The organism is Hathewaya limosa, assembly GCF_030815255.1.
Taxonomy (GTDB): domain Bacteria; phylum Bacillota; class Clostridia; order Clostridiales; family Clostridiaceae; genus Hathewaya; species Hathewaya limosa.
This window is the reverse complement of sequence record NZ_JAUSWN010000011.1, coordinates 22,894-39,023: the sequence shown is the minus strand read 5'-3', so window position 1 is coordinate 39,023 and position 16,130 is coordinate 22,894. Positions and strand designations below refer to the sequence as shown.

23 protein-coding genes are annotated in these 16,130 nt (G+C 25.2%); 18 read left to right on the top strand and 5 right to left on the bottom strand.

Features of this window, described 5'->3' with window-relative positions:
- Positions 1–268 precede the first annotated feature (268 nt).
- The 4 genes from QOZ93_RS07420 to QOZ93_RS07405 are packed head-to-tail and all read left to right on the top strand — an operon-like array spanning position 269 to position 5,460.
- Positions 269–2,644 (top strand): sensor histidine kinase, encoded by a 2,376-nt coding sequence (locus QOZ93_RS07420; RefSeq protein ID WP_307355706.1) that lies wholly within the window; start codon positions 269–271, stop codon positions 2,642–2,644.
- Between the two features lie 15 nt (positions 2,645–2,659).
- The gene (locus QOZ93_RS07415; protein ID WP_307355705.1) at positions 2,660–3,283 is read left to right on the top strand and encodes a DNA-binding transcriptional response regulator; all 624 of its coding nucleotides are present in this window, start codon (positions 2,660–2,662) and stop codon (positions 3,281–3,283) included.
- Positions 3,284–3,310: 27 nt separating this feature from the next.
- On the top strand, positions 3,311–3,898 hold the full coding sequence (locus QOZ93_RS07410; RefSeq protein ID WP_307355704.1) for an HNH endonuclease: 588 nt from the start codon (positions 3,311–3,313) through the stop codon (positions 3,896–3,898).
- Between the two features lie 5 nt (positions 3,899–3,903).
- Positions 3,904–5,460 (top strand): Eco57I restriction-modification methylase domain-containing protein, encoded by a 1,557-nt coding sequence (locus QOZ93_RS07405; RefSeq protein ID WP_307355703.1) that lies wholly within the window; start codon positions 3,904–3,906, stop codon positions 5,458–5,460.
- A gap of 303 nt (positions 5,461–5,763) precedes the next feature.
- On the opposite strand, the gene QOZ93_RS07400 is transcribed toward QOZ93_RS07405, so the two are convergent.
- The 4 genes from QOZ93_RS07400 to QOZ93_RS07385 form a co-directional block, all read right to left on the bottom strand.
- Positions 5,764–5,919, bottom strand: coding sequence for a helix-turn-helix domain-containing protein (locus tag QOZ93_RS07400; protein ID WP_307355702.1), 156 nt, complete (start codon positions 5,917–5,919; stop codon positions 5,764–5,766).
- Positions 5,920–6,238: 319 nt separating this feature from the next.
- Complete coding sequence (locus tag QOZ93_RS07395) at positions 6,239–6,511, bottom strand: hypothetical protein (RefSeq protein ID WP_111941936.1); 273 nt, start codon at positions 6,509–6,511, stop codon at positions 6,239–6,241.
- Between the two features lie 37 nt (positions 6,512–6,548).
- Positions 6,549–6,674 carry a hypothetical protein gene (locus QOZ93_RS07390; RefSeq protein ID WP_307355701.1) on the bottom strand — a complete coding sequence of 42 codons (126 nt, stop codon included), beginning with the start codon at positions 6,672–6,674 and terminating at the stop codon, positions 6,549–6,551.
- Positions 6,675–7,531: 857 nt separating this feature from the next.
- On the bottom strand, positions 7,532–7,885 hold the full coding sequence (locus QOZ93_RS07385) for a helix-turn-helix domain-containing protein (protein ID WP_307355700.1): 354 nt from the start codon (positions 7,883–7,885) through the stop codon (positions 7,532–7,534).
- Between the two features lie 153 nt (positions 7,886–8,038).
- Here QOZ93_RS07385 and QOZ93_RS07380 point away from each other — a divergent pair, with 153 nt between their 5' ends.
- Entirely contained in the window at positions 8,039–8,230 is a 192-nt protein-coding gene (locus QOZ93_RS07380; RefSeq protein ID WP_111941940.1) for a helix-turn-helix transcriptional regulator, read from the top strand.
- Between the two features lie 93 nt (positions 8,231–8,323).
- Here QOZ93_RS07380 and QOZ93_RS07375 read toward each other — a convergent pair whose 3' ends face one another.
- A complete protein-coding gene (locus tag QOZ93_RS07375; RefSeq protein WP_111941942.1) occupies positions 8,324–8,641 on the bottom strand; it encodes a helix-turn-helix domain-containing protein in 318 nt (105 codons plus the stop codon).
- Between the two features lie 188 nt (positions 8,642–8,829).
- Between QOZ93_RS07375 and QOZ93_RS07370 the strand changes: the two genes are divergently transcribed.
- From QOZ93_RS07370 to QOZ93_RS07310, 13 genes are all read left to right on the top strand, one after another.
- Positions 8,830–9,018 (top strand): helix-turn-helix domain-containing protein, encoded by a 189-nt coding sequence (locus QOZ93_RS07370; protein WP_111941945.1) that lies wholly within the window; start codon positions 8,830–8,832, stop codon positions 9,016–9,018.
- A gap of 66 nt (positions 9,019–9,084) precedes the next feature.
- Positions 9,085–9,249: a hypothetical protein gene (locus tag QOZ93_RS07365; protein WP_307355699.1), complete on the top strand. Its 165-nt coding sequence runs from the start codon at positions 9,085–9,087 to the stop codon at positions 9,247–9,249.
- 10 nt (positions 9,250–9,259) lie between these two features.
- Positions 9,260–9,409, top strand: a complete 150-nt coding sequence (locus QOZ93_RS07360; protein ID WP_162630368.1) for a hypothetical protein — start codon at positions 9,260–9,262, stop codon at positions 9,407–9,409.
- Positions 9,410–9,487: 78 nt separating this feature from the next.
- On the top strand, positions 9,488–10,009 hold the full coding sequence (locus tag QOZ93_RS07355) for a helix-turn-helix domain-containing protein (protein WP_111941948.1): 522 nt from the start codon (positions 9,488–9,490) through the stop codon (positions 10,007–10,009).
- Positions 10,010–10,727: 718 nt separating this feature from the next.
- Positions 10,728–10,994 carry a hypothetical protein gene (locus QOZ93_RS07350; RefSeq protein WP_111941951.1) on the top strand — a complete coding sequence of 89 codons (267 nt, stop codon included), beginning with the start codon at positions 10,728–10,730 and terminating at the stop codon, positions 10,992–10,994.
- A gap of 90 nt (positions 10,995–11,084) precedes the next feature.
- Positions 11,085–11,453 carry a hypothetical protein gene (locus QOZ93_RS07345; protein ID WP_307355698.1) on the top strand — a complete coding sequence of 123 codons (369 nt, stop codon included), beginning with the start codon at positions 11,085–11,087 and terminating at the stop codon, positions 11,451–11,453.
- Entirely contained in the window at positions 11,435–11,590 is a 156-nt protein-coding gene (locus QOZ93_RS07340; RefSeq protein ID WP_307355697.1) for a hypothetical protein, read from the top strand. The genes QOZ93_RS07345 and QOZ93_RS07340 overlap by 19 nt, the downstream gene beginning before the upstream one ends.
- Before the next feature lie 181 nt (positions 11,591–11,771).
- On the top strand, positions 11,772–12,002 hold the full coding sequence (locus QOZ93_RS07335) for an FmdB family zinc ribbon protein (protein ID WP_307355696.1): 231 nt from the start codon (positions 11,772–11,774) through the stop codon (positions 12,000–12,002).
- A gap of 24 nt (positions 12,003–12,026) precedes the next feature.
- A complete protein-coding gene (locus tag QOZ93_RS07330) occupies positions 12,027–12,632 on the top strand; it encodes a tyrosine-type recombinase/integrase (protein WP_111941956.1) in 606 nt (201 codons plus the stop codon).
- 277 nt (positions 12,633–12,909) lie between these two features.
- Positions 12,910–13,386 carry a helix-turn-helix domain-containing protein gene (locus tag QOZ93_RS07325; protein ID WP_111941959.1) on the top strand — a complete coding sequence of 159 codons (477 nt, stop codon included), beginning with the start codon at positions 12,910–12,912 and terminating at the stop codon, positions 13,384–13,386.
- Positions 13,386–13,829 (top strand): HNH endonuclease, encoded by a 444-nt coding sequence (locus QOZ93_RS07320; RefSeq protein ID WP_111941962.1) that lies wholly within the window; start codon positions 13,386–13,388, stop codon positions 13,827–13,829. The genes QOZ93_RS07325 and QOZ93_RS07320 overlap by 1 nt, the downstream gene beginning before the upstream one ends.
- Before the next feature lie 116 nt (positions 13,830–13,945).
- The gene (locus QOZ93_RS07315) at positions 13,946–14,410 is read left to right on the top strand and encodes a phage terminase small subunit P27 family (protein ID WP_307355695.1); all 465 of its coding nucleotides are present in this window, start codon (positions 13,946–13,948) and stop codon (positions 14,408–14,410) included.
- On the top strand, positions 14,407–16,101 hold the full coding sequence (locus QOZ93_RS07310; protein ID WP_111941964.1) for a terminase large subunit: 1,695 nt from the start codon (positions 14,407–14,409) through the stop codon (positions 16,099–16,101). The genes QOZ93_RS07315 and QOZ93_RS07310 overlap by 4 nt, the downstream gene beginning before the upstream one ends.
- Positions 16,102–16,130: the final 29 nt, after the last annotated feature.

Genomic DNA, 16,130 nt, shown 5'->3' with positions numbered 1-16,130 from the left:
AAATTAAAATATTGGGATAATTCATAAGAGGGTAAAAGAATGTAATTGACTTGTATATTTTTATTGTAAATTACATTAAAAAGCATTTCAAGGTTTTTCATAAAATATTACTCTTTCTTTTTAGAATATTGGTGATATTAGTATAGCATAAAAAAGAACATATGTTCTATGAAATACTAAAAGTAAACAAAAATATAAAAAAATATGAAAAGACATATATATTTATGATAATATATAAATATGTTAATACGGTAGGGGGAGATTTTTAGTGGAAAAAATACCTTTTAATGTAGATGCTTATACTGCAAGATTGATAGGGAGAGAAAACCTTTCTAAGGTAGAAAGTGCTATTATTGAATTAGTAAAAAATACTTATGACGCAGATGCAGGAATTTGTTTTATCTATTATGAGGAGTCCACGGGAACATTATATATTGGTGATAATGGATCAGGTATGACAAAGAATATTATAGAAAAGCATTGGATGACAATAGGACTTTCTTCAAAGGTAGAAAAATATATTTCACGAAAAGGAAGAATACAAACTGGATCAAAGGGAATTGGAAGATTTGCACTTGATAGAATATCTAGTAATTGCATAATGCTTACTAAAAACGAGAAAAATACTTTAAGGTGGATAGTTAATTGGGAAGATTTTGATGAAAGAAAAAAAATAACAGATACATATGCTGAAATTGAGGAAAATAATTTAACTTTTGATGAATTTTTAAGTAATGTAACTAATTTAAATGTTATTAAGTTGATTAATAAAACTTTTCAAAATACGGGAACTATTTTTAAATTAACTAATTTAAGGGATGTTTGGAATGATAAGTTTATAAATAAACTTAGTAATAACTTATCTACACTAATACCTCCTGATATAGAAGAAATTTTTAAAATTTATTTATTTGAAGAAAGTACTTTATTAAACGAGGCTTATATACAATCTAAATTTATTAATATTTATGATTACAAAATATTATTTCAATGTAATGAAAAAGGAAATATTAATATAAAATTATATAGAAATGAGTTTGAGTTTAGAGATAAATTTGATGAAATTATGGAAAATGCTAAATTCTCAATTAAAGATAGAAACTATTTTATGGGTACACCTATTATTTATAATAAGACGTTACTAGAATTATTACCTGGCATAGATGAAGAGCTTATTTTAAATATAGGAAAATTTTCAGGAGAAATTTATTTCTATAAGATTAGTTCTCAAAAAAATGAAGAAGACAAATATTACTATAAGTCATGTGTTGGAAGAAAAAATTACGCTAAACAATTTGGGGGTATAAAAATATATAGAGATGGATTTAGAGTTAGGCCATATGGAGAATCTGGGACATCAAATTTTGACTGGTTGATGTTATCTGAAAGAAAAACTAAATCCCCAGCAGCTATTTCATCTAAAAGTGGCCATTGGAAGGTAAGAGAGGCACAAATTATAGGAAAGGTAAATATATCTAGATTAAATGTAAATTTACCTGATCAAGCCAATCGTGAAGGAATTGTTGAAACAAAGGAATTTCAGTTGTTTAAGGAAGCATTGACATCTATAATAAATATATTTGAACAAGATAGACAATATGTTATACGTAAATTAAGTGATATGTACAATAGTCAAAATGATATTGAAAAATTTAAAATTGAGATAAATGAAAAGATTGGAAAGTACTATAGGAAGGATAATTTTAAAAGTTCTCTTAAGAATACAATCTTTAATAAAGATATAAAAGATATCTTAGAGGATTATAAGAAAGATCCGAATGCAAGTTATGATAAAGTTAAAGATTATGTTGTAGAGGTTCATAAGGTAAAAGCGGTTATAGATGAGAAAGATGAAAAAATAAGGGATTTAGAAGAGGAGAATTCATTACTTATAGCATTAGCTACTACTGGTATTGTAACTAATAAATATATTCATGAATTAAGGGCACTATCAGATAACTTATTCATGGATATAGTGACATCAAAAGAGTCACTAGAAGATATTATACAACCTAAAAATTTGGACGAAAGAAATATAAGTGAAGATCTATTAGAGGTATTTGATAGTATAGAATCTGCATATAGATATAAAAATAAATTTAATTCATGGTTTAAAGTTACTATAGATTCAGTTAGAGGCGACAGAAGAAAAATGAAAAAATGGGATATAGGGGAGATTATTAGAAATTTAACATTATCATGGGAAAAGGTATTGTCAGAAAAGAAGATAAGTATAAATTTTGACGAAAGAGAAAATATAGAAAGAAAATGTTTTGCCTGTGAAATGGAGAGCATTATTCATAATTTAATTACTAATAGTGTAAGTGCTTTTGAAAGTGTTCTTAATAGTTGCGAAAAGAAAATAGATATAGTTTTAGATGAATATAATAAAGGGTTTATTATCGAATATAAGGATAATGGTAAAGGGTTAGTGGAATCATATAAAGAAGATCCATATAAAATACTAAATTCACTTGAAACAGGAAAGAGAGATGAAAACGGTGAAAAAATAGGCACTGGAATGGGGATGTGGATAATAGATGAAATTGTTAAGAAATATAATGGATCTATTGATTTAAAAGAAAATATCTCATTAAAAAGTGGATTTAAAATAAGAATAATTTTCGAAAATAGAATAAACTAATAGGAGGTTAAGTATATGTATAATATAGGACTTATAGATGATGAATATGAACAGCTTAAAAGATATCAAAAAAGATTTAAAAGTATAAATAAAGATATTGTGATTTCTTCTGTAGAAGGATGTCATACTTGTGAAGATGTTGTACAATGGATTCTTAATAATAGGATTGAATGTTTGTTGGTAGATTATAAATTAGTTAATAAGTTTTCATTTACAGGGGCTGAATTAATAAATTGTATAAATAATAAAATAGGAGATTTACCTTGTGTTATTTTAACATCTCATAAGGAAGATGCAGAAGATGAAAAGTTAGTTTTAAAACTATTAATATTTGATAAAGAACTTATTGGGAAAGAAAGAACATCTTCTGAGCTACAAGAGTTTATTGCTATGATTATCCATGCCATAGAAGTTTTTAGAAAAAGATTTCAACTAAAAAAAGAAAGGTACGAGGCTTTATTACAAAAAGCTCAAAAAGATGTCCTGAATTTTAAGGAAAAAGAACAATTAGAAGATTTATTTAAGGCTTTAAGATCCTATGATATCATTGATGATGTTTCTGTTGTAAGCATAAACAAACAGGTAGAAGATAAGGTAGATAATTTAATAAATAAAATAGATGAATTATTAAATAAATAAATATTACATGGGGGAATCTAGGGGGAAATGGAAAGAGTACATGGGGAAAAAATAATACGAAGAAAACAAATAAAAAAAGTATATGCTGATTTTCATAGATATAGACAAAGCTTGGAAGAAGATTTTTATTCTATGTGTGGCTATTGTGGTAAAGATAAAAATATAGTTAACGGACCATTTGAAATAGACCATTTTGTTCCAAAAGTTAAAGATGAATCGAGAATAAATGATTATTCAAATTTAGTTTTTAGCTGTAAAAAGTGTAATAGAGCAAAATGGAATAAGTGGCCCACAGAAGATAAAAAAATAAATCATGATGATAAGGTTGGATTTGTCGATCCAGCAAGTGAAGAGTATGATGAACATGTAAAAAGGGATAAAGATGGAAGGTTATATGGAGCTACTAAAGTAGGTGAATATATGTGTAGGGAATTGAATTTCAATATAAGGCCTATGAGTATGCTTTGGAAGGTTATGAAATTATATAGGCAGAAACAAGAGTTGAGACAGAAGATAGAAAAACATAATGCTTTAGAAGAATTTGCAAAGATATATATTGAAATTGATATCGAAATTGATAATATATTAAAAGAGATCGTAGAAGAGAGAGGTTAGAGTATTTGGATAGTAAGCTGACGGGTTCTTATTACACCCCAATTAAATTAGTAAATTCAATGGTTGAGTTTATCGAAGAAGATTTAAACAGAACACATATTTTAGAACCATCAGCTGGCGATGGAAGATTCATAGAAAAATTATTAAAAAATAATTGTGAGATAGATGCTGTTGAATTGATAAACGAAAAGGCAGAATTTATAAGATCTAAATTTAAAAATCAAAGAGTCAACTCAATTAATAGCGATTTTATTAGATATAGTTTTACTTGTAAGAAAAAATATGATTATATAATAGGAAATCCACCTTATATAAATAAGAAATATTTAAATGAAGAGGAAAGAAATTTATCAAAAAAGTTATATAAAGAATTTGGACTAAGAGAAGCAACTTTCAGTAATTTATGGGTTTCATTTATATTAGCATCCATAAAATTATTAAAATCTGATGGAACAATATTTTTTGTACTTCCTTTAGAATTTTTACAAGTTAATCATTCAAAACCAATTAGAATATTTTTAGAAAAAAAGTTTAAGGCTATTGAAATTTTTGTTTTTAAAAAAAGTATATTTGAAACTATACAACAGGATGTATGTTTAATATATATATCTAATAGAGAGAATGATATAAAAAATTATATAAAATATAATATAGTTAAAGATGTAGATTTAAAAAATCCAATTGGTTTTAATAAAATAATGAGAAATATGCCATTAGATAAGTGGACTAATTCTATTATCGATGATGAGGAAATAGAACTTATAAAAAGGCTAAGTGATAAATGCAAAACCATTGATACCTTTGGAAAAATTACTCCAGGAATAGTTACAGGAGCAAATAACTTTTTTATATTAACAAAGGAGTTTGTTAGTTCAAAAAGAATAAAGAATTATGTGGTACCAATAATACCCAAAAGTTCATACATTGGGCAAAAGTTAATTTTTAACAAAGAAGATTTTAAAAGATTAAATGAAGATAATAAGTTAGTTAATTTATTAAAGTTAAATGATTTTAATTATAACAAATTACCTAAAGGAATAAAGGAATATTTAAATGAAGGAGAAGAGAATAAAATAAATCTTAGGTTTAAGTGTTCCAGGAGAAAGCCATGGTATATAATTCCTAAGTCTAATATAGGAAATTTATTTTTCTTTAAAAGATATGGAAAATACCCTAAGTTAGTAATTAATGAGTCTAATATATATACTACTGATATAGCGTATAATATTATTTTAAGTGACAAATATGATAAAAATAGTTTAGCATTTTGTTTTTATAATGTTTTAACTTTAGTTATGTGTGAATATATGGGCAGATTTTATGCAGGAGGAGTTTGTGAATTAACTCCAAATGAGTTTAAAAAAGTAACAATTCCTTACATAGAAATTAATAAAGAAGAAATTAAATGTTTAGATGAGATGTTTAGAAATAATAAAGATATAAATGATATAATAAGCTATGTAAATAAAAAAGTGCTAAGTAATATAGCTACCGAAGAAGAAATTTTAAAATTAGAAGATATACGAGGTAGATATTTAAAAAGAAGACTTATGAAGCAATAGTAATATATTGTTTCATAAGTCTTTTATATCTTTATTTAGGTTAAGAACATAAATTAGTAGTTAATATATTAATTTAAATAAGAAATATTTTAGTAAAGTATTTCTTATTTTATTTTCTGCTATATTTATGTCTTATAAATTCCTTAAAGTTTTCTATTTCTTTTTTAGATTCATCAGGTAGGGCATCATCATAACCATCATTTCTATGTAGAGCTATAGTTTCAGATTTAGTTTTTCTAATATTTTTTCAGCAGGTTCTCTAATATTAGTTTTACCTAAAAGATAATCTATAGAAACATTAAATTAATCTCCTAATTCAGTTATTATTTCTATATCTGGGATTCTTTTACCTTGTTTATAAAAGCCATATGCACTAGTGATAATATTTAAATATTGAGCTACATCTTTTTGAAGAACATCTTTTTCTAATTTTAGATTTTTAAGTCTATTGCTCAGCATAAAGTTCACCATCACTTTCTATTAATTATATTATTAATGATTTATATCAATAAATTAATAAAAAATAATCAATTTAATGGTTAATATATAGATATTTCTATCATTTTTTAAATAATAATTTATTTTATTTTCACTTTTTACGTATTTATGATTTATATATGAGTATTTTATAGTATTTTTTATAAAACTTAACTTATTTTATAAGAAAAATATATATTATTCATGATTTATACCAATAAATTAATACATAGATACTTGTAGAATTTTTAAAATAATAATTTATTTTGTACATATTTATGATTAATGTTAATAGAATAAATTACTTAATAATTTGAAGTTTCTTTTTAATACTGTATACTTCTTTTTCAGTTTGATTTCCCTTATGAGTTAAGAAATCAATATTTTCATTAACTTCGTTAAAGTTATTAATAGTTTCAAGGTGATAGTTTGCAGTTTTAGCTTCAAAATCAGTAAGTTGTGATTGAATATTTGTCACATCAGATTTAAGTTCTGAGACATTACATTTAAGTTCTTTCATATCAGATTGAATTGAATCTAGTTTTTCAAGTATTTGTTTAAATACGTTTTCCATTATAATCATCCTTTCAAGACTTATTAATGCCTATTTACTACTTTATTGAATTTACGAACTTAGAAAGCATTTCTTTATGATTATCATATCTCTTAGAGTTAAGTTGAGTAATTTGTTTTTTCATTTCATTTAGTAGATTTAAGATCATTTCTTTATTATTCATAGAAAATCTCCTTTAAATAAAGTTTTAAATAATAATTTATTTTATTTTCACTTTTTACGTATTTATGATTTATATATGAGTATTTTATAGTATTTTTTATAAAACTTAACTTATTTTATAAGAAAAATATATATTATTAATGATTTATATTAATAAATTAATAAAAAATAATGAATTTAATGGTTAATATATAGATATTTCTATCATTTTTTAAAGAATAATTTATTTTATTTTTATGTTTTACGTATTTATGATTGATATATAGGCATTTTATCGCGTTTTTTATAAAACTTAACTTATTTTATAAGAAAATTATATATTATTAATTATTTATATCAATGAATTAATAAAAAATAATCAATTTAATGGTTAATATATAGATATTTCTATCATTTTTAAAATAATAATTTATTTTATTTTCACTTTTTACGTATTTATGATTGATATATAGGTATTTTGTGGTATTTTTTATAAAACTTAACTTATTTTATAAGAAAAATATATATTATTAATGATTTATATTAATAAATTAATAAAAAATAATGAATTTAATGGTTAATATATAGATATTTCTATCATTTTTAAAATAATAATTTATTTTATTTTCACTTTTTACGTATTTATGATTTATATATGAGTATTTTATAGTATTTTTTATAAAACTTAACTTGTTTTATAAGAAAATTACATATTATTAATGATTTATATCAATAAATTAATAAAAGACAATCAATTCATTGGTTAATATATAGATATTTCTATGATTTTTTTAATAATAAGTTATTTTATTTTCATTTTTCATGATTTATATATTTTTTTATATGATTTTCTTATAAACTTTAATTTAGTTTTTTATTTTATTTTTTACTATATTTATTTCTTATAAATTCCTTAAAGTTTTCGATTTCTTTTCTAGCTTCATCAGGTAGATCATCATCATAACCATTATTTCTATGTAGAGCTATAGTTTCAGATTTAGTTTTTTCTAATATTTTTTCGGCAGTTTCTTTAATATCAGTTTTACCTAAAAGATAATCTATAGAAACATTAAAATAATTAGAAAGTATTATTAGCTTATCATAATCAGGTTGTTTACCTTTAGTTTCATATCCAGCTATTGTTGGACGTCCAACCTTAAGGATTTCTGCTAAATCTTGTTGGGTTAAGTTATTATGTTCTCGTAATAACTTTAATTTATTTCCAAAGGTCATATTTACACCTCCTAACTTAATTCTACATATAAACGTTCCTAAAATAAACTTGTAGTGTCTAAAATGAACTAAAAAAATAAAAAGATATTGACAATGTTTCTAAAAGACACTATACTTTACTTAAGTTCCTAAAAGACACATGGAGGCGATTAGATGAGAAAAATTTTAAGAAATACAAGAGAAAAATTCAATTTAACGCAAAAAGAAATTGCAGATAAGTTAAATATAAGTAGATGCACATATACAAATATAGAAAATGGAACTAAAAATCCATCATTTAAATTAGCTATGAGAATAAAATCAGTTTTTAATTATCAAAAAGATGATATTTTTTTAGATTTATAGTGTCTAAAAAGAACAATAGGTAACCAAAATCAACTATAATTCATCTACACTTCAAAATCAATAAGAATATGAAAGAACAACAAAAAAAGACACCTATTTAAGAGTGCCTATAAAATTAGATAATGATTTTAGTTGTTCAGGATTTAGATTTCTAGCTTGGTTTACTAGTTCTTTAAGTTCAGGAGTTAATGCTAGTGGTTCAGTACCATCATTAAAGAATTCAGAAAGAGTTATATTTAAAACTTGACATATTTCAATTAATTTAGGTATAGAAGGAATATTTTTAGAGTGTTCAATATCACTAATATATCCCTGAGAACAACCAGTTAATTCTGAAAATTGTCTCATTGTTAAATTTAATTTTTTTCTTAACTTACTAATTCTGTTACCTATAAAATTTAAATCATTCATAGTACACCTCAGGAAATTCGTTCAAAACGAAATTAATTTAATTTAATAATAATTCAAGTTCTAAGAAATTGCAAGAAAATAAGAGAAAAAGAAAGATAAATAAAACCATGTTCGATTTAAACGAATGTAATAAGATTGATAAATTCGGTTGTAACGATTACTATATAAATATAGGGAGGTTATGAATTATGAACAAAATAAAGAAAATCAGACTTTTTAAAGGTTTAACCGTACAATCATTATCTAATAAAAGTGGAGTTGCTATAGGATATATTGCTGATTTAGAAAATGGTAAAGCATTAAATCCTACAATAAAAACACTTAGCAAAATTGCAAAAGCTTTACAGGTTGAAGTAATTGATCTATTAGATAGTTAGTAAGGGTAACCAAAACAAAGGATAAAACATAATCTAATAATGATATTAGAAAAAGGAGAGGGATAAATGGTACGAGGTGCAAAAATCAAAAAAGTTATTATAAATTATCCTACGCCTGAAAATCAAGAAGAATATGAAAGAAGAACGGCAGAAGCAGTAGCTAAAATATTATGTGAATGTTATCCACTTGATGTAATAGATCAGCTTATATCTGCTTTAAAAGAAAGTTAGGGAAAAACTTATGGATAAAAACAAGGATTTAGAAATTGCTAAACAATGTGTATTTTGTAGGGCATCTCACAATGAAGCAGAATGTACTTTATTTAAACAGAAGTGTTGGAAGTGGCTTCTTGGAGAATGCCCTGGTTATGTAACACGATATGAACATTAGAAAAGATCTTATTAATTATAGTTTAAATTATAAAAAAAATTATACAAGGAAATTATTTAACAGAAAGTAGGGAAAATCATGTACAAAAGTGCAAGAAAAAAGAAAGAACTTAGCATAGAGGAAGCAGCCTATAAACTACATATAGCAAATAGAACATTGAGTAACTACGAGAACTATCAAACACTTCCACCACCTGAAGTTGTTTTAGAGATGAATAGGGTTTATAACAATCCTAATATGACATTAATTTATTGTAAGAGATATTGTCCAATAGGAAAAGTTTTCAATTATGAAATATTAAATAATGTAAATTTGTCTTTAGAAAGTGTATTAATGAGTTTAGAGCAGGAGTTAAAAGAAGCGGAAGAGGCACTACCTAGATTAATTAAAATAATTAGAAACAAAACATTAAGAGAAGATTTTTTAGAAGAGGAGTGGCATCAAGTAGTACAAGCACTCCACGAATTTTTAGATTTAGAACATAATATTCAATGTTTAAAAGTTGCTTTTAATAAATTTACAGATATAGAGAAGTGTATTAGTCAACATAACCTTAAATGTATTCAAAGAAATTATGTAAATAAAAAAGAACAGTACTAATATGCTGTAATTTGTCTTGTATATATGGATACAAGGTAAATTACAACATATTTATTAAATGTGGCTTATCTGTCTTGTATAGCACATGTCAGATGTTAAGAGGGTTACACATTAACGAAAAAGAAGAATGCTTTGTGTGAAACATTCTCCTTTAAACAATAACCAAACTATAACACTACAACTAAGTAAGAGTTATAATCTAACAATTAAATAAGAGTTATAGTCTTTATATATATCATAGTACAAGATGTAAAAAAATGCAAGTATAAAGGCTGTATTTCCTATACTCAAAATTAGGAAACGGACGCCGAAACCGTAACGAGGTGTAATAGAGCCAATGCAAAAAAGTCTATTCGGACAAGTAATATTTCTGTTATTGTATTATTTGCCCGTCAAACGGATGTATCTAACCGTTTCATAAATTAGATAGGTAGGTCAACTGGGTAGCAATATCGACTATGTATGTAGCCTATAAGGGTATATGAGGGCAGTTGTTCATGTATTAAAGCATATATAACAATGACAGTATTAAAAGAAACTTCAGAAACTCAAAAACTGTATAAAATTTGTCTTTAAAAAGAATTTTTTTAAATGTTCTTTTTAAGGACAAACTATATCAATTGCTTAGAAATCTAAAAACTGTATCATTAAAACATTAAAAGTCAAGTACAAAAATAGATTTAAATAAATTTTATAATATTATTTAGGAGAGATAAAAGTGATAACTGAACAAGAACAAAAGATAACTATTAGAGCAGTAGAATTACATTTTGCTAATAAGGATTGGAAACAGTATGTAAAGAGTGAAAAAGGTAAACTAGAAAAGATAGAAGTAGATGGAAGAATAGGAGAGAGTTTAATAGAACAGATAGAAAAACATAAGTTGAATATAGTTAGAGAATTACAAAAAGGAAAAGATATAATGATAAAGAAGTGTAAGGATGGAATAAGAGTACAATCATTAAATGTTAAAATTATTAAGTAAGACTGTTAAGTGGAACAGTTAAAAGCTAAGAGGAGCTATGTAGGATAGAAATATCTTATATAGCTTTTTTTATTAAATGGAGGCATGAAAATGAATATAGAAAAGATTTTAAAAGAATATAAAACTAAAAAGGCTTATGTAGATACAACATTAGCAAGAATAGAACAATATAAATATGCAATAGCTCATCCAGAGGAGTGGTACAAGGATTATGTGCCTAAATCTAGTCCATTAGGTATGCCAGGAAGACCAAAAGGAAGTTATGTTGGAAGTGTATCAGAAGAATATATGATTGATAAAGAATTAAATAAACATATTATTGAGGAGTGGATTAGAGAAGATCAATCAAGAATCTTTTTTAAAAAGCTAGAAATTGAACAAATTGATAAGGCTATTAATGGATGCTTAAATGAACAGGAAAAGTTAAATACCTTGAAGGTATGTATTGGAAGGATGTAGAGTTTAATTATAATTCAGAGTTTAGACAAAGAAATTATGTAACTTATGAAACCTTAAAAAAGAATAATAGAAATATTTTAAAAAGATTAACTGATATATTAGAACCATTTTATAGTCAGTATAGAGTTTCAGGATAATAAATATTATTTATTCCTAAAACTTACATGAAAATTACATGAAATTTACTTATAAAATCTCTGACTTTTAAAGTAAATTAATATATAATGCTAGTATGAAGAATTAAATACTTATCCCCTAACAAAATTATCTAAGGACGCCGTAACTGGTGTCCTTTTTATTTAAAAGGAAGGTGAAGATATGCTAAATTTCTATAGTAATTATGAGTGTAAGGTTTGTAAAAAAGAATTTATACTTCTAACAGAAGAAGTTCAGCAAATAAGTAAGGATAGATATATAGCATGTCCTTACTGTAATAGTAAGAAAGTAGATAAAGAACAAGAGGCAAATGATTTAAGAGAACTGATGGTTCATAGAACTTATAGAAAAGTTCATGGAGTAATAAGACAAAAAAGTAGAACGTTAAAATAAGAAAGAAGGTGTGGGTGATGTAAAATGAGTAAAAAAAGACCAGCTAAACCAATAAAAGATTTAGAGTTAATTTTAGATATTCAGGATTATTTAAAAGAAAAAAATGAAAGAAATTATATATTATTTTTACTAGGAATATCTACGGGATATAGGGCAGGAGATCTAGTTAAGTTAAAAATTAGAGATGTAAGGAATGCACTACAGTGTGGATATTTTGAAATATTAGAAAGTAAAAAAGTAAATACTAAAAATATAAGAAAAGAGAATATAAAACCTAGAATAGTTAAAATAGTAATTAAACTAGATAAAATCCTTAGGAATTATATTAAAAATAAGAAAGATTATGAGTATATGTTTCCATCTAGAAAGGGTAAAAATAAATATATAAGTGTTAGTCATGTAAGTAGGGTTCTAAGGGAAGCTGGAGAACAATTTGGATTAACTAATATAACAGCACACTCCATGAGGAAAACCTATGCTTATACTATTTACCTGGAAAGTGATAAAGAATTGCTTATTGTAAAAGAAATGTTAGGTCATAGTAGTACAGAAATTACCAAAAGATATTTAGGATTAGATAGAGAGTTATATGATAAATACTCTGATTCACTAAATAGCCTTATAAGGTAATTTTTTTATTTTTTACGTTTGAATGTTCTATTTTAAGTACTATGAACATTCAACTATAAAAAATAAGCATATATAGTAGTAGAGATTTTTGAAAATGAATGTGTGATTCTATATATAAATAGCACATTCAAAATAAAGTATAAAATATATTGTAATATCAGTGTTTTCAATGGTTAAAGAGTTCCTTGAAAAGAAAATATAAAATTTTATAAAATAACTACATTGAGCACAGGGTATAAAGTGAGTGCTCAATGTTTTAAGAAGTAGGAGGTGTAATATGGTATCAGCAGAAGAAGTAATAAAAAGTAGTTTAAGTATTATAGAAAGTATGGTTGAACAAGGAAAAACAGATAAACAAATTGCTGAAAAAATAGGTATAGGATATTCTACATACAGAAGATATAAGAGCAGTAATAATACATTAAAAGAAGTAATCGCACAAGGAAAAGATAAAAAGAATCAAAATGTTGAACAGGCTTTATTTAATAATGCTGTTGGTTATCATTACACCGAAGAGATAGCCACTAAAATTAAATGCGAGGAGATCGGTGAAGATGGAATAGTATTAGTAAAAGAAGATGTTAAGATAAGTAAGATAAAAAAGTATAAACATCCAGATTTAGCAGCACAAAAATATTGGTTAAATAATAAAGATAAGTTACATTGGAAAGAAGATCCTCATAAGGTTGCAAACGATAAGAAGCTTACTAAGCTTAAAGAAAAAGAAATAGAATCAAAGACCATAACAATATAATGCCTATATATAGAATATGTACTGAGTGTGGTAAAAGGGTATTAGCAGGAACATTATGCAGCTGTGAGGATAAAAGAAGAAAAGAAAAATATAGAGAATATAAGCATAGAAGGTTACAAGATAAAGAAGAAAGACTAAGACAAAGGTTTTATAGTAATAGTACATGGTTAAATTTATCCGAGGTTATAAAGAAACATTATCTTGGTTTATGTGTGTTATGTTGGAAGCAAGGATTAGAAGAAGAAAATCAATTTACACATCATATTGAAACAGTTAAGGATAGACCAGACTTAAGGTTGAGAGAAGATAACCTAATACCTTTATGTGATTGTTGTCATAAGAAAGTTCATAGAAAAATGGAAATGAGTTATAAAGATAAAGTTGAAATCCAAAATACTTTAAAAAATTTAATACATGAATTCAATAAAGAATTTTATAAGTAACTGGGGGGGAGTGCTAAAAGTTTTTGGACAAGACAGAAAAGTCCATGGTGTCCTCTCAATCGCATAAAATTCCCAAAATGAAAGTTTGAATTTAAAAGACAAAAGGAGGTGAAAATTTGGCTAGACCTTGCAAAAATATAAATTTAATGAGTAAGCATTTAACAAAAGAAGAAAAACAGAAAAGGGAAGAAGCCGAAGAATCTTTAAAAGGTAGATCAGATAATATAAATCCTCCTAACTATTTAAGTAAAAATCAAAGAATGTTATTTAACTATATTAAGGATGAACTTGAAGAAAGTAAACTTCTAAACAACTTAGATATTTATATTTTATCAACATGTGTAATTGCTATAGACAGATTACAATTCATAGAAGATAAAATTAATAATAGTCCAAGGTTATTAATGCAAAATCAAATTATGAGTGCAAAAGATAAGTACACTAAAGATTTGTATAGATGTTGTAATGAATTATCATTAAGTCCTCAAAGTAGGGCAAAACTTGCAAATATTAATTTACAAGCAAAGCAAGATAAAGAAGATCCTTTATTACAGATTTTAAGAGAAGATGATGAAGAATGATACTTTTAGATAAGGCCTTAAAATATTGTAATGATGTTATAGAAGGAAAAGAAGTTACAACATATGAAGTTAAACAACAATGTAGAATATTTTTAGATGATTATAATACTAATCAATACCTAGATACATTTGAGTTTTATTTTGATAAAAACAAGTTGAAAAAAATAAATAATTTATTAAAGTTATTTAATTATGCAACAGGATTTATTGCTGGCAAACAGGTTTTAAAGGGTTTAAGTGGATTTCAAGCATTACTTATTTCAGCTTTATTTGGTTGGAGATATAAGAATAATAAAAAGAAATTTAGATATAGGGATTTAGTTTTATTTATACCTAGAAAAAATGCTAAAAGTTTTATAGCGGCATTAATATTATTATTGCTTATGTTGACAGAACAACAATTTAGCGAATTTTATTCAATTTGTATAGACAGAGATTTAGCAAAAGAAACACGAAAAGCTATGGCACAGTTGATTTCAGCAAGTCCAGCAATTAAAAAACATTTTTTTGTATCAGATTCTGAAATAGGAATTATTAAATGTTTGATAACTAATAGTTATTATGTTCCAAGAACTGCAAAAGCTAATAAAAATAACTCAATAAGACCATCATGTTTTATTGCAGATGAAGTCGGAGCATTTACAAGTAATACTAACATACAGGCAATGAGAAAAGGACAATTAAGTGTACTTAATCCTTTGTGTATTAAAACTACAACTGCTTATGCAGAAAGTGATTCTATAATGCTTGAAGAATTAGAATATAATAGAGCAGTATTAAATGATGTTATAGATAATAAGAGATTATTTACCTTACTTTATTATGCAACAATGGAAGAAGCATGGACAGATGAAGCTATTTATAAGGCTAATCCTTTAAGAGTTGAAGAGAACTATGCAGAAATAAAAAGTGATAGGGAAATAGCCAAAATAAAAACGAGCGAACAAGAAGAATTTTTAACTAAAAATCTAAATATCTTTTTACAATCTAATGAACTTAACAAATATTTAGATATTAAGTATTGGAAAAAATGTGAGATTACTGAGAAAGAGTTTAGAAAAAAGGTAAAAGGGAAAAAGATTAAAGTAAGTGTAGATCTTTCAGTTACAACAGACTTAACTGCTGTAGGGATGGAATTTGAAGAAGATAATATAATTTATTGTAATTCTCATGGTTTTTTACCAGATGAAAGTTTAGCAAAGAGAAGAGAAAAACATATAGATTACAGAAAGTATGAAAAGTTGGGATATTGTGATATTCATGAAGGAATGACAGTCAATTACACGCTTGTAGAAGAATATATAAGAGGAATTGAAGAGGAATATGAATGTACTATAGAATGTATTATTTCAGACCCAATGAATGCAAAGGAAATGATGGAACGCCTAGCAGAAGATTATGATGTTATATTATTAAAACAAACTTATACTAATTTAAGTCCAGCAACAAAGGAATTTAGAAAAAAAGTTTATGATTATGAAGTTAGATATGTAAAAAATGAGCTATTAGATTGGAACATGAACAATGCTAGTACAACAAAAGGTAAGGCAGACGACGAAATGCTTAATAAAGAAAATAAAAATAAGCAAAGAATAGACATGGTAGTAGTGTTGATTTTTGCATATACTCAGTTATTAGGAGAAGATACAAGGTATAATGCAGCAGATGAATTAGATAAAACAGATTGGTAGAGGTGAGTAAAATAAAAAAGAAATTTAAT